Below are 12,722 nucleotides of genomic sequence, written 5' to 3' on the forward strand. Positions count from 1 at the left end.
ACTAGAAACAAAACAATGGAAAGTAACAGTTGGAAAGCCAGACCATAGTGACAAAAAGCTTAACAAGTCTATAAGACAAGCGTTTTATAATGTATACAGCCTAGACATTAAAAATATTGGTGACGAAAATATTGAATTAGTCAGGGTTGAGGGATATAAAAACTTACCTAAGTCAGCGTCAACATTTATGCACAGTTTACTGTCGAATACGACGAAAGCAAGCCTTTAGAACCATCATTTCATCATTCCAATTTTCCTTTAGATACTAAGGCAACAGCATTAATGGTATCTGTAACCTGGAAACATAAAAATAGTGACCAACGAAAGTTTAAACGTTATTTCTCCCAAAGCTCGACCAGTCGACCTTCAGGATCTTCAATCCAAATAAACTTTCCAAATTCACTAATCTCTTTTTTCTTTGCAAGAGGTACACCAATATGTTCAAGATGCTTTATAGTCTCGTTTAGATTATGTACTTGGAAATTTAACATCACTGAGCAGGGTCTTCTTAAGTATTGTCATTTTTCTAATCTTGAAGAAACTTATTTTCATGGTAGTTTAAATACCAACCTTCACAATCTCTTCTAAACATGACTATGGGTTGATTTCATTATGATAATTTAGTAAATTAAAGATGAATCAAAAATTTATAAAGAGGTTAATAATTAAGAATAAAATTGTCTGAGAAAGACGTAAGCTAATTTTATCATTAATGACCAATGCTTCTTAAAAACCCCCAAAATCCAATTGGTGTGTGTCGGAAAATTAATTCCGTTACTAATTATCGTTGAATTGTCAATGAAAACTGTATAAGAGTAGATCGTTCCCGTCTCTTTACTTTAAGAGGCGGGATTTTTTTTATTAAAAAGAAAAGGAGAAATAACATATGAAAATGACAAAATCAATTGCAAACGTGCTACTATTGATAACTGCTACACTTTGGGGTTCTGGGTTTGTTTTAACAAAAATAGCTCTAGATGCAAATGCGTCTGCGGGATTCGTAAATTTTTTCCGAGGCTTTCTCTTTGTTGTTTTGGTACTTATGTTTTTTTATAAAAAGATATTCATAATGACCCTTAAGGACTTTAAAATTGGGCTAATTGCGGGATTGCTTAATTTTGGCGGATTTATTACACAGACTATTGGTGTTCAGTACACGACTCCATCTAATAACGCCTTTATTTCAGCAACATATGTGGTAATTATCCCTTTCTTGGCTTGGGCTATATATCAAAAGAAACTCCCAGTAAAAAGCTTTGTTTCCATTGCCTTTTGTATACTTGGAATGACTATATTAACTGGAATATTAAACAAAACACTAACCATAAATATTGGTGACGTATATTCTTTTATTTGTGCGTTGTTTTATGCAGCATCTATTGTATATCTCAGCTATGGAGCAAGAGCAACTGAAGTCAGCATTCTTGCTTTTATGCTTGCGGTTGTACAAACATTAGGGGGGTTGTTTTTTTTCTTCTTCGTAGAGGAAGGACAGCTTACTAATATCAATTGGTCTGTTGCAATAGTGCCATTGTTATATATGGGAATAATATGTTCGTTTGTTGGCCAAACTGTTCAGGTTTTAGCTCAAAAGCATACTTCCGCAACATCTGCTGGATTAATTATGATGCTTGAAGGAGTTTTTGGAAGTATTTTTTCAGTAGCGTTTGGTTTTGAATCATTTACAGTACAGTTAGTTGTTGGAGGAATGCTTATTATGCTATCGATTATTCTTATGGAAGTGAACTTTAAGCAGATATTGGTCAAGAACAAGCAACAGCTTAGTAAGCAATAATTTTAGCAATTTATAAATGAAAACAAACGACAAAATGGGTCTGCATTGTAATTCGAATGCAGACCTTTTTTGATTGCTCAAAATATAGTTCTAGGTGTATGACTGGAACTGTTCAAATACAACATCTGAATAGTCGAAAACCTAGTATACCCTTATAACCTTTTGTGAAGTGCAAGTGCTTTTCAAGAATTTCAAAGAATTTATCATCAATATTCTCCGAAAGTGAGAAATCAGTAACATTTTGCACATCATTTTCATCAAACTCAAGATTGAACTTCTCTACACTAACTTGTTTAAAACTGGCTCTTTTGAAGAAGTTGTACCATTCATTTTCAGTTAGTAATTGAGAAACTCCATAAAAATTAACGATAGCTTTCAATTCATCTTCAGAAAGTGATTTTTCAAGTACCATTTCAATTGCAAGCAAAACACCATTTGGCTTTAATACTCTTTTAAATTCAGGAATTGTTAAGGATACATCTGTAAAGGATATGACTGATTCTGAAAGAATCATATCAAATAAATCCTCATCGAAAGGAAGATTTTCAGTGCTCCCTTGCTTTACATCAATTGGTAAATGTAAGGACGAAAATCTTTGTCTAGCCTTATCCAACATGATTTTATTACAATCTAAGGAAGTAACATGACATTGGTACTGTTCTGCAATATAGGCAGAGGTTTGCCCTGTTCCACACCCAGCATCAAGAATCGACTTTGTTTCATCTATTTTTTCCCTTGATAAGATCTCTTTTGTTAGTTGAAGGCCTCCAGGATGGGCACCTCCAACTCCAAATATTGCTAAACAATCAAGATAAGTGTAATTCAAATTCAGTCTCATCCTTTTTTAGAAATTGTACATTATTTTATGAGAATGAAATAAATTTGTTGCCGATACTTTTATAAATATTAATCAACTTTTAAAGGCCTATGAGGGGGGAAAATAGGAACCTTTTAAGGATGCTAAGAAGGTAAGGAAAAAGGTTTCGGAACGATTATATGATAAGCGCATAATGTATTTTAAACAAAATGTGTAGTTAGGGGTGCTGATATGGGCGTGATTAGAACAGATAAGTGGTTGCACGATTCATTTCATAAACCAATTGAAATATGTGAAAAGTTAACAGTTCACTTTGAGGGTGCTCTAGCTTCCGAAATCTACGATTACTTAACTCTACATGGAATGTATCATCCTTTTGGGAACGGAAACGAGGTAGTGAAAAAATTACAAAAAAATAAAGTATGGGAAATTGTACAAGAAGAAAGTCTACGACTTCAAAAAGTGTGGGAAGGGCCAAATATCCCTATCTTTGTTTTCCCATCAGATAAGGACAATCGAAAATTAACACAGGACTTTAACGGAAAATCAGGTTTGGCCTTCAAGGATAAACTACTTTTATTTATTTCAGAGGATAACACGGAAAAGGAAATAAGGGCATTGTTTACACATGAGTATAATCATATTTGTCGGTTATCCAAGTTTCAAAAAAACGAAGAGGATTACGTATTGCTGGACACAATCATTTTAGAAGGATTAGCTGAAAATGCAGTACGTGAAAGATTGGGTGAAGAATTCTTAGCTACTTGGACATCGTATTATACCAATAAAGAGTTAAAGAAAATGTGGAAAAACTTAGTGCTCCCAAATAAAGATGTTCCAAAAAATGACCTTAAACATCAAAACATATTGTATGGATCACGTTTTTATCCGAAAATGTTAGGGTACTGTGTTGGGCATTACTTGGTTATGAATTATATTGAAGGAACTAACAAGACAAGTAAGGATCTACTTAATATCAAAACAGATCATATTGCTCAAATAAAGTGAAAGTTTGATAAAACGGAAAAAAACAGACGAAAGAAATTCTCGTCCGTTTTTTATTGGATCAAGTAACAATCAAATAATCCTTTGTTGATCACTTTGAATGTAGTTTTTCGGAATCTAACTCCAACGCCTAGCTGATTGAGGTTCTTGTGCTTTTATTAACTCTTTATTAATCTTATAAAATCATTTTATGACTACCAAAAAAATAGAGAAAGGACAGCTACTGAAGCAATAAAGCCTAGCGCAATTCCAGCGCCCCAACCCCAGCCCCAACCTCCATAACCAAAACCGCCTAGGTTTCTAGGTCGTCCAATTGGTTGAAGAAAAACTCTGTCGTTGGAAACACGATGAATGATTCCCCTATGAATTCTCCCGTCATGGGTTCTGATTTCAACAGCTCTACCCATATGTCTGTGACACAGTCCATGAAAATGTTCTACTGACATTTTTTCACCCCCATTTCCTTATGAACCATACGACATTATATGTACTGAAATAAATTTCGTAATGGACAAGTGTAATAGGGTATTAGCGGAAACTTAAAATCTCTGAATAAATTTCCGACATGCACTAAAATAAAATCCAAAAACCGTCATAACCAAGGAAAAAAAGTCAACTAAGGATTGTTTTGTCCATTCTCTATTTAATTTACTTTTATCAGCACTTGTCCCATTCAGTTTTATTCTGAGTGCATATGTTATAACTACCACCATAAGCAACATCTTGCATAAAGAAATACCTCCGAAGAGGCGTTTGCATGTATTGCAGACGCTTTTTTATTTTTAGTATTGTTTAAGCAAAACGCTGATTTTGTCCTAACACCATGATGCTTGACCAATCAACCCTTGTCTTAAGGAATATATATACATAGCAGGTGTGTTATTCCTTCGAATAATCCAATAGGTGGTGAAAAATATGTGGGGATCATGTGGATATAGCGGCGGTTATAGCTACGGCGGTGGCTATGGCGGCGGTTCAACTTTTGTTTTAATCGTTGTATTGTTCATTCTGTTAATTATCGTACTGTCCAGTTGGTGCTAATGTTTAATAAACCAAACTGTATGATTTTGGATGAGTAATATCCTATATAAGCAAGTACTGGAGGTGTTATACGTGGAAGAACATAGTCACGGTATGGCGATCGTCGTGGTATTGTTTATTCTCCTTATCATTGTAGGAACTTCTTTTATGAGTGGCTACTAAATTGTACGGAACAAAGGGCAGGTTTAGGTAATCTGCCCCTTTGTCATATAGTTTCTGAAATGAATGTAGGACTTTGAATTTGAAAGAAGAAAACAGAGATTCTATTAAGCAAATGATTTAAACATTGTTTCAAGGAGCCTATGGGCTCTTTTTTTTAATCTGCTGTGAAATAAAAAAATCCACATTTCATTTTTTGCAAATGGTTTATTTACGAATCTCCTCTTTACCCTGCAGGTTAATAATTAAATATCCTTTGAATGGAATATAAATCTTGTTCAACTGCTTCGTTAGTTAAAGAAGAATTATTATAAAAAGAGAAGCACATTTTTCGAGCGTAAGTCCTTATTTGCGATAACTGAGGAACTTTATCATTTAATTAAACAATGTGGCAGATGTTCATATAATGACAGAAATGGCGTAAGAGGTGGGGAAATTGAAATTTAAGATGATACCATCAAAGCATGCGGAAGCAAACGAATTGTTAAAGATTCAAAAAGAAGCGTTTCATTCAGATTTAATCAAATATAAGGATTATCATACAAGTCCTGCAACTGAATCATTGGATTACTTTTTTTTTAGAATGCAAAATTCTTTGCACTATTCTATTTTCGTTGATGGCAGGCTTGCAGGCGGAATCTGTCTTGTAAAGCAAACAAAAGATCATAATTATTTGTATCGAATTTTCCTTGGCTCTGAATTTCAAAATAAAGGATTAGGATCAAAAATTTTACAGGAGTTGGAAAGGCAATTCCCTAAAGTTAAAAAGTGGTCACTTGATACACCTAACGACAACCGTAGAAATCGCCATTTTTATGAAAAATTTGGCTATAAAAAAACAGGGGAGCAACAAGTTAACGAATACTTAACTCTTATTAATTATGAAAAGATTCTTTAACCTTTTTTAAGGCTCCTTTTATAAAGATTGATTCTCAAAAATAACAGTTTTCTTATTCACACCCCCGTTGATGGATGCGGGGGTTTTTATTTGTCGTAATAATTTCGTAGTATGCATCATTTCTAAATCATTTCTATTTATAAAATAGGTACCTAAATTAGTCCCTACAAACAAAAGCTCACATAGACTAATGATGTAACAAGACAAATTCATATGGAGGTCATTTAATGATGAAAAGAAATATTGGTTACGGTGGTTTTCCATCAAATATTCCATCAAATATTCCACCAAATATTCCACCAAATATAATGCCTAAACAGATAGCTCCTATACAACCATTACCAGCTCAATACTGTCCGCCACAACCATGTCCACAATACTGCCCACCTCAAGTGTTTCCAGCTCAGTATGATCCACCACTTGTTTCACCAGGACAACAATATGTTAAGACGAATTTATTTAATAAGGTAGTAACTCATGTCCATCCTTCTCACACGACAACAGTCAACAAGCATATGATTAATAATAAACACTATTTCCCTCACACAGAATCATTTGTAAATGAATGTTGTGAAACACATACAATGTGCGGTGTACCACATAATCCTTGTTGTCCGCCAAGACCATTTGGATTCTAGTTCATTTAGCCTCCCGTTTAGGGGGGTATTTTTGTTAGCATATAATAAACAATTGCATATACTTATAAACGTTCTGATGATTAAGCCTATATAAGTATTTTTCCATAATTTTACTAAAAACATGCTAAAAGCAGTGTGCTTCCATTGAGAAACACACTGCTTGGCTTTTTCCTATAGGGGTATCTGGAGTTCAAATTTGTATTCTGGTTAGATCCTTTCGGCGATATACGCTTAAGACAATCCCAATTAATATTGCATTGAGCAGCGTTGGCATTAATCCATAACTTATAAAGGGCAAGGATATGGAAATTAACGGGAAAAGACCTAGTGTCATTCCGATATTAGTAGCTAGCTGTATCGTATAAAGTGCAACTGCACCGATGAGAAGAAGTTTTCCATACGAATCTTTTATCCTACTTGTGATGACAATGATTCTTACACCAAATAGGAATAGGATTAAAACAAGCATAATGGCAAAAAGCCAACCGTAATAGTAGGTTAAACTTACAAACACTAAATTAGTATGGGCCTCAGGAATAAATTCTTTGTTCATGGCGTTACCAAACCAGCCTGCATTTAACAGAAGTTCTTTCACACGCAGGATCATAAATCCTGGTCCATCTGAATATTTTTCCGGGTTTAGATAGGCCAACAATCGATCTTTCTGATAATAGTTTAAAAACTTCCAAGAAATGAAACTCACGAACAAGAAACAACTAACGGATCCTCCCCAGATCAAAAGAACAATTTTTCGACTAAACTTGCTCCACCAAAGCATCGAAAATACCATGATGGTGTAAATGTAGGTAGTTGAAATACTTGGTACCGTAAATAGTAAAAGGAATGGCAGGAAGAACAATAGAATAAACTGCCAGAACTTCAACCTCTCATTACTAAAAAATGTTGCCCACGCCAAGAAGAAGAAGGGTAGAGACATGATACTTTCAATGGTTAACGGTCCAATCCTAAGAAGTGGAAGTCCATTAATCGTCGTGTTTGAAAATAGTCTTAACACCAATAGAAAGAATACTCCAATAGAATAAAATAACCATCCTTGTCTCTTTAACTTCCTATAATCCATTAGCATTATCCCTAATGTAAACGCACTGCCGATTAGAGTAATAACAACTTTATAAACTAATAAATATTCTCCCATAATGCCGATTGAAAACATCGGTAAAAAGCCGAGACCAAAGATAGTTATTAATAGAACTACGAGGATCCAATCTACTTTTGGCCGATGAAGTTTATTCAGCTGCTGGCCTAATTTAATCGGGCTTCCCATTTGCACTACCGCTTTTTCCTCAGCCTCTGATCCTGTTAACCCCTTCTCTATCCATACATTCTTCGCTTCCTTTAAGTGATAACTCAATTCATCCGCAACATATTTCTTTGCTTCCTTCGATTTGATTTGGGCGATGACTTCATTTAAAAAGACGTATTTTTTATTCACAACTGCATCACCTCTCAAATAATTCTTTCAATACCACTTGTTTTTTGTTTTGTTTTTTCTCTATCTTTCTCAACACTTTTCGGCCTATGTCCGTTAATTGATAATACTTCGCCTCATCTTCTGTCCAGCTTGATTGTATAGATCCGGACTGTTCTAATCGATGTAAAAAAGTGTATAAAAAACCTTCGTTGTCTTCAAATTTTCGGATACCCCTTCCCCGCAAAAGCTTCGTTAATTCAAAGCCTGTTTTTTCATGAACAAGTAGCTGCATAACCGCTAGCAGAATATCCTCTTCATTTTCGGTTTGTTGATTAATTTTTTCACGGATGTTTCTTCGATGCTTCTCTGTAAAGTTCAATTTAGAAAACGCCCGTTGATCCATCGCCTTTTTTAAGTTCTTTAAACGGTCCTCCATCACTATTCCTCCAATCGTTCTTTCAGAAGTTCTTTTGCACGTCTGAGCCTGGTTTTCACTGTGTTATCTCCCACTTCCGTTAATAACGCAATTTCTTTAATGGGCAGTTCCTCATAATAAAAGAGATATACCACTTCTCGATACTTAATTGGCAGCATCATGATCGCAGAAATCAATTGATCATCCTCTTGTTTTTGGATGACAGCCTGCTCGACCATTTCCTTTTTTGTCGTGTTGTTTAGCGGTTCAAACTCTGTTATGACCACGTTCTTGTTATACCAGCTTTTTAGAAAATCCTTACAATGATTGATAGCAATCCTCCACAACCATGTTCTTAACTTCGATTTGCCTCTATATGTATGAAGTCCTTTATAGCACTTAACAAATATATCCTGAGTTAGGTCTTCTGCTATGGTACGATTATTTACATATGAAAAAACCAGCTGGAGGACTTCTTGTCCGTACCTATTCATAATTTCGTCTATAAGTACTTCTTTGTCTTCTGTATCTAATACTTCCAAAGTCATTTCTTCCACGTCCATCCCTCCTTCATAAACAATAGACGATGTACTCTCAGATAAAGTTTTTAAAAACAGTTTTTTTTCGTAAAGGAACAACGACAGGCCGTTCTCATTTAACTCGCACTACTTTCCGTATTTTATCAGGAAAAATATGTTAATATTATTCTACTAAGCATAATCAATTAAAGGAAGCAGGTTCTTTAATCTGAGCTGGCTATTTTTTAGGAGGAGATATAAATGAAAAAAACGATGATTAGTGTGCTATCTATCCTTGTTTTAAGTTTTTTACTTTGTAATGTCAATGCAGAGGCAAAAACACGAACAGGCGGGACGAGGGGGACGAGTCCTAGCTATACCAAACCGTCTACGACGGCTCCGAAGACTTCGCCGTCAAAACCGAGCTCAAGCAGTACAACGAACACAACGACAAAACCGACATCTTATTCTTCACTTACGACAAAATATCCAAAATCTACACGTTATTTTTCTGGCGATGTGTTATCAAAAACGCTTGTTTTTGGAACGATTTTATTAATGTTAAATGATGCAAACGATGTTGAACCTACATATGCGGATGAAGAGGGGAACGTTTATACGCTTGCTGATTTAGAAGAGATGGATGTACAAATACCAGAAGATGAACCAGTAGAAGATGATTTATATTCTGAAACGGTAAGTTTTGATGAAAATGAATCGGACACGGTAGTGCCTGAAGAAATAGAAACAGCATCTTCTTATGAAAATTTTGAAAACGAAACATACTCCGAAGAAGAAAATCACTCATTTAATTGGCTCTGGCTTATCCTCCCTGTAACTGTCGTAGTGATTGCACTATCTTTTTTACGGAGAACTAAAAGATCATAAGGGGAATGAAGATGAATATTTATGTGTTGCACGCAAGTATGAATGGAACAACAGAAATATATTTGGACGTAGGACGAAAAGTGATTTTATTTGAAAAAGGTCTACATTAATGCAGGCTTTTTTTCATACTATATTTTTGGGGTGAAAAAATGCCAAGAGTAAATTACCGAAGTTCAGACGTTGACTTAATGGCAATCTTTGAGTAAGTTTTTCACCTTTTCAGCACAATATCCTTTTTCGGTTGTTAAATGGGACAAGGAGAATGTCCATCAGTCCAACTGGAATTTTTAAGAGTACCTTTTTTATTTTTATTTAGAGTAAATGTAGTAATATAGGTTTTATATGATTTTGAGTAAAGAAGGAGAATAAATTGACTGTAGAGAACAATAAGTACCAGGATCAATCATTGTTTAGTATCACGTGGCCTCTTTTTATCGAAATAACGCTTCATATGAGTATGGGAATTGTTGCTACATTAATTTTAAGCGGATATTCAGACAACGCTGTTGCAGGAGTTGGAGTAGCCAATCAGATTCTTAATATTTTTATTTTAGTATTTAACATCACAGCCATCGGAGCGACCATCCTTATCGGTCAAAATTTAGGAGCAAACCGATTGGATCGAGCGCGACGCCTTGCAAGATCTTCCTTTGGAGTGAATTTCTGGTTTGGAGTTGTAATGACCATCATTGTGGTTGCTTTTGGAGGTTTGTTTTTAAAATTTTACGGACTAAGCGGTGAAGTTTACGATTTTGCTTATACCTTCCTTACCATCATAGGTCTATCTCTATTCCTTGAAGCTATCTCTTTAGCTTTAAGTGCTTTTTTGCGCAGCTACGGACATACAAAAGAAACTATGGTTGTTACGGTCATCATGAATGTGATTAGTATGATCGGTTCCTTTATTGCCATTAAAGGATGGTTCGGCCTTCCTGTAACAGGTGTTGCTGGGGTGGCCTATTCCATGTTTGTTGCCCGGATTTTTATTATTGTAGCACTGTTTTACTTTGTTTATAAACAACTAGCTTTAAAGTTTCATATAAAAGATATTTTTCAAATTAATAAAACCGATGTAAAGGAGCTTCTGTCCATCGGGATTCCATCCGCTGGAGAAAACCTTTCCTATCAATTTTCACAAGTGGTGATTACTAGCTTTGTCGCACTTACCGGTGATGCAGCATTAGCCGCACGGGTGTATATTTTGAATATATCGATGATTTGCTTCCTGTTTACAGTCGCAATTGCCCAAGGGACACAACTTTTAATTGCCCGCTATATCGGAGCTAAGCAATACGACAGAGCTCTGAAGCGGGGTCTTAAGACATTAAAAATTGCAGTCATTGTTTCAGCTGCTGTTTCTCTTGCTGTTGCTTTCATTGGTAGGCCCATCTTAACTATATTTACAACCGATGCTAACATTATTGCTATAGCTCTTCCAGTATTGTGGGCAATAGTATTTATTGAACCTGGCCGTGCCATGAATATCGTTCTTATGGGTTCTTTAAAATCAGTAGGTGATGTACGGTTCCCAGTAGTCATCGGTATGATCTGCATGTGGGGCATTGCCGTAGTATTTAGTTACTTTTTCGGAATTACACTTGGTTTAGGACTATTAGGAATTTGGCTGGCCCAAGGACTTGATGAATGTATCCGAGGATTTTTCGCCTTGAACCGGTGGGTCTCCAAACCTTGGTTAAAGAAAAAATTTGCCGAACAGAAAGTTTCGCCAAGCGTGTCTTAGATTACTAAGTTACTTCGCTAACCTTGCTGCCAACATGGCGGCTTTTTTTATACGAATGGGACAGGTTAGTCGAGTAATCATCATCAATTCTATATATAAATTCTTCTCAATGATATTCGTCTTGCATCAAGGGAAGTGATACATTTGAAAAACACACCATATCTTATTAATATCAAAAGGTTTCTTGAAAAGGAGTAATACACATGCTGCGGATTAAATTTATGATTAAACAATTCCTAAATGAGCCCTTATGGTTTAAATTACTAATCTCAACAACTTTGCTTATTTCAATAATTTTTAGCAGTTCATTTTTTTCAAATAATGCTTATTATCAAAGTTGCTCCAAATTAGCAGCCGCTATCTTTTTTTGTGCATATGGAATGAAATGGAGGAGTAATCGTGTAACTTCTGTCATCTTTTTCTTTGCATCAGCTATATGTTTATATCTATCCATCCTGGCGATCTATTAGCGAAGAGTCTATTCGACTCATCCTTACCATTCCCTCTAGTTACAAGTGGATGGTATATTTTAAACCGAATTGGATGGTTAATAATTGATCCAGATGAGATATTATTATATAAACTAATAACAAATTAAAGTTTTAACGGAGATGATGGAAAATGACCTGGGCTGTAATTTCGATAATTCTTTTAAGTACTGTTAAAATATTAATGACTTGTCTTCCGACTGGTCCTGTGGAATGGCTTATAAGGAAATTTGAAATTCATTCAAAACTTAGTGAACCGAATGTCACCGTAACAATTGACGGAAAACTCTTAGAAGGTAAGGACAAAAATCAAGTTATTCATTCCTTTAACGAAGCAACATTTATAAAGCAGCATTATATATTTCCAGGGACCGAGGAATTATATTTGCATCCAGAGAACAGTGAGACTCCATTAGTCATTGATACAAAAAAAGGCAAAAAAGATGTTAGGTTATTTGTTTTTAGCTACAACGATCGCATTGATGTAGTCAAACAGTACAAGAAGAAAGTAGTTGCGTATAGTCTCCTTTCAGATCATCTCCAAAAAAGTTCTTTGGCCCTACAGGGGATTTAGTTTAATAGATTAGAATAAAGACGGTTTCAACTATTTGTGAATAGTTGTACTTAAACTATCGTAGTGCGATTGTTAACTAGAAAACACCTATACCTATCCCCAGCTTTTCTAAAAATTGAATAATAATTTTACTCTGAAATGAAAATGAACACGGGAGCCTTATGCCTGTGTTCATTTTTGTTTTTCCCTTTGGTCATCAAGGTCAAGAACCTCTTTTCTCTAACTCTCCTTCACCATTTAAAATATGGAATAATAAAAAGAACCCTGATGAACGTTATCAGGGTCTCTTGAAAAGTATTTAATCAACCGTTTG

At 35.1% G+C, this 12,722-nt stretch carries 14 protein-coding genes and 2 pseudogenes; 10 read left to right on the forward strand and 6 right to left on the reverse strand.

Annotated features, from left to right (window positions below; translation table 11 throughout):
- Positions 1-229 (forward strand): annotated as a pseudogene (locus tag AB7942_RS15925) (hypothetical protein); the annotation flags it as partial.
- 106 nt (positions 230-335) lie between these two features.
- Here AB7942_RS15925 and AB7942_RS15930 read toward each other — a convergent pair.
- A pseudogene (locus tag AB7942_RS15930) lies at positions 336-494 on the reverse strand (VOC family protein); the annotation flags it as partial.
- Between the two features lie 392 nt (positions 495-886).
- Here AB7942_RS15930 and AB7942_RS15935 point away from each other — a divergent pair.
- Positions 887-1,795 (forward strand): DMT family transporter, encoded by a 909-nt coding sequence (locus AB7942_RS15935; protein ID WP_369447613.1) that lies wholly within the window; start codon positions 887-889, stop codon positions 1,793-1,795.
- A gap of 112 nt (positions 1,796-1,907) precedes the next feature.
- On the opposite strand, the gene AB7942_RS15940 is transcribed toward AB7942_RS15935, so the two are convergent.
- Positions 1,908-2,621, reverse strand: coding sequence for a class I SAM-dependent methyltransferase (locus AB7942_RS15940; protein ID WP_369447614.1), 714 nt, complete (start codon positions 2,619-2,621; stop codon positions 1,908-1,910).
- Between the two features lie 222 nt (positions 2,622-2,843).
- Between AB7942_RS15940 and AB7942_RS15945 the strand changes: the two genes are divergently transcribed.
- Positions 2,844-3,620 (forward strand): DUF2268 domain-containing putative Zn-dependent protease, encoded by a 777-nt coding sequence (locus tag AB7942_RS15945; RefSeq protein ID WP_369447615.1) that lies wholly within the window; start codon positions 2,844-2,846, stop codon positions 3,618-3,620.
- 191 nt (positions 3,621-3,811) lie between these two features.
- On the opposite strand, the gene AB7942_RS15950 is transcribed toward AB7942_RS15945, so the two are convergent.
- A complete protein-coding gene (locus AB7942_RS15950) occupies positions 3,812-4,063 on the reverse strand; it encodes a hypothetical protein (RefSeq protein WP_098935028.1) in 252 nt (83 codons plus the stop codon).
- A 469-nt stretch (positions 4,064-4,532) separates the two neighbouring features.
- Here AB7942_RS15950 and AB7942_RS15955 point away from each other — a divergent pair, with 469 nt between their 5' ends.
- The 4 genes from AB7942_RS15955 (at position 4,533) to AB7942_RS15970 (ending at position 6,353) form a co-directional block, all read left to right on the forward strand.
- The gene (locus tag AB7942_RS15955) at positions 4,533-4,658 is read left to right on the forward strand and encodes a YjcZ family sporulation protein (protein ID WP_098935027.1); all 126 of its coding nucleotides are present in this window, start codon (positions 4,533-4,535) and stop codon (positions 4,656-4,658) included.
- Positions 4,659-4,730: 72 nt separating this feature from the next.
- Complete coding sequence (locus AB7942_RS15960; RefSeq protein WP_098935026.1) at positions 4,731-4,820, forward strand: YjcZ family sporulation protein; 90 nt, start codon at positions 4,731-4,733, stop codon at positions 4,818-4,820.
- Between the two features lie 433 nt (positions 4,821-5,253).
- Positions 5,254-5,715: a GNAT family N-acetyltransferase gene (locus tag AB7942_RS15965; protein WP_369447616.1), complete on the forward strand. Its 462-nt coding sequence runs from the start codon at positions 5,254-5,256 to the stop codon at positions 5,713-5,715.
- Between the two features lie 227 nt (positions 5,716-5,942).
- A complete protein-coding gene (locus AB7942_RS15970) occupies positions 5,943-6,353 on the forward strand; it encodes a CotD family spore coat protein (RefSeq protein ID WP_483310878.1) in 411 nt (136 codons plus the stop codon).
- 190 nt (positions 6,354-6,543) lie between these two features.
- On the opposite strand, the gene AB7942_RS15975 is transcribed toward AB7942_RS15970, so the two are convergent.
- The 3 genes from AB7942_RS15975 to AB7942_RS15985 are packed head-to-tail and all read right to left on the reverse strand — an operon-like array spanning position 6,544 to position 8,757.
- Complete coding sequence (locus tag AB7942_RS15975) at positions 6,544-7,806, reverse strand: FtsW/RodA/SpoVE family cell cycle protein (RefSeq protein WP_369447617.1); 1,263 nt, start codon at positions 7,804-7,806, stop codon at positions 6,544-6,546.
- Positions 7,807-7,813: 7 nt separating this feature from the next.
- Positions 7,814-8,221, reverse strand: coding sequence for a PadR family transcriptional regulator (locus AB7942_RS15980; RefSeq protein WP_369447618.1), 408 nt, complete (start codon positions 8,219-8,221; stop codon positions 7,814-7,816).
- Positions 8,222-8,223: 2 nt separating this feature from the next.
- Positions 8,224-8,757 carry a sigma-70 family RNA polymerase sigma factor gene (locus tag AB7942_RS15985; protein WP_369447619.1) on the reverse strand — a complete coding sequence of 178 codons (534 nt, stop codon included), beginning with the start codon at positions 8,755-8,757 and terminating at the stop codon, positions 8,224-8,226.
- Positions 8,758-8,979: 222 nt separating this feature from the next.
- On the opposite strand from AB7942_RS15985, the gene AB7942_RS15990 reads away from it, so the two are divergent.
- The 3 genes from AB7942_RS15990 to AB7942_RS16000 all read left to right on the forward strand — a co-directional run bounded on the left by AB7942_RS15990 (position 8,980) and on the right by AB7942_RS16000 (position 12,409).
- Positions 8,980-9,606: a hypothetical protein gene (locus tag AB7942_RS15990; RefSeq protein WP_369447620.1), complete on the forward strand. Its 627-nt coding sequence runs from the start codon at positions 8,980-8,982 to the stop codon at positions 9,604-9,606.
- Positions 9,607-9,976: 370 nt separating this feature from the next.
- A complete protein-coding gene (locus AB7942_RS15995; RefSeq protein ID WP_369447621.1) occupies positions 9,977-11,347 on the forward strand; it encodes an MATE family efflux transporter in 1,371 nt (456 codons plus the stop codon).
- A gap of 621 nt (positions 11,348-11,968) precedes the next feature.
- Positions 11,969-12,409 (forward strand): YfmQ family protein, encoded by a 441-nt coding sequence (locus tag AB7942_RS16000; RefSeq protein WP_369447622.1) that lies wholly within the window; start codon positions 11,969-11,971, stop codon positions 12,407-12,409.
- Positions 12,410-12,722 lie beyond the last annotated feature (313 nt).

The sequence above is a fragment of the Neobacillus sp. BF23-41 genome, from assembly GCF_041106275.1.

What these genes read in the sequence shown, in the direction of transcription:
- AB7942_RS15935 (WP_369447613.1), top strand. Translation starts at nt 887, where the DNA reads ATGAAAATGACAAAATCAATTGCAAACGTGCTACTATTGATAACTGCT.
- AB7942_RS15945 (WP_369447615.1), top strand. Translation starts at nt 2,844, where the DNA reads ATGGGCGTGATTAGAACAGATAAGTGGTTGCACGATTCATTTCATAAA.
- AB7942_RS15950 (WP_098935028.1), bottom strand. Translation starts at nt 4,063, where the DNA reads ATGTCAGTAGAACATTTTCATGGACTGTGTCACAGACATATGGGTAGA.
- AB7942_RS15955 (WP_098935027.1), top strand. Translation starts at nt 4,533, where the DNA reads ATGTGGGGATCATGTGGATATAGCGGCGGTTATAGCTACGGCGGTGGC.
- AB7942_RS15970 (WP_483310878.1), top strand. Translation starts at nt 5,943, where the DNA reads ATGATGAAAAGAAATATTGGTTACGGTGGTTTTCCATCAAATATTCCA.
- AB7942_RS15980 (WP_369447618.1), bottom strand. Translation starts at nt 8,221, where the DNA reads ATGGAGGACCGTTTAAAGAACTTAAAAAAGGCGATGGATCAACGGGCG.
- AB7942_RS15990 (WP_369447620.1), top strand. Translation starts at nt 8,980, where the DNA reads ATGAAAAAAACGATGATTAGTGTGCTATCTATCCTTGTTTTAAGTTTT.
- AB7942_RS16000 (WP_369447622.1), top strand. Translation starts at nt 11,969, where the DNA reads ATGACCTGGGCTGTAATTTCGATAATTCTTTTAAGTACTGTTAAAATA.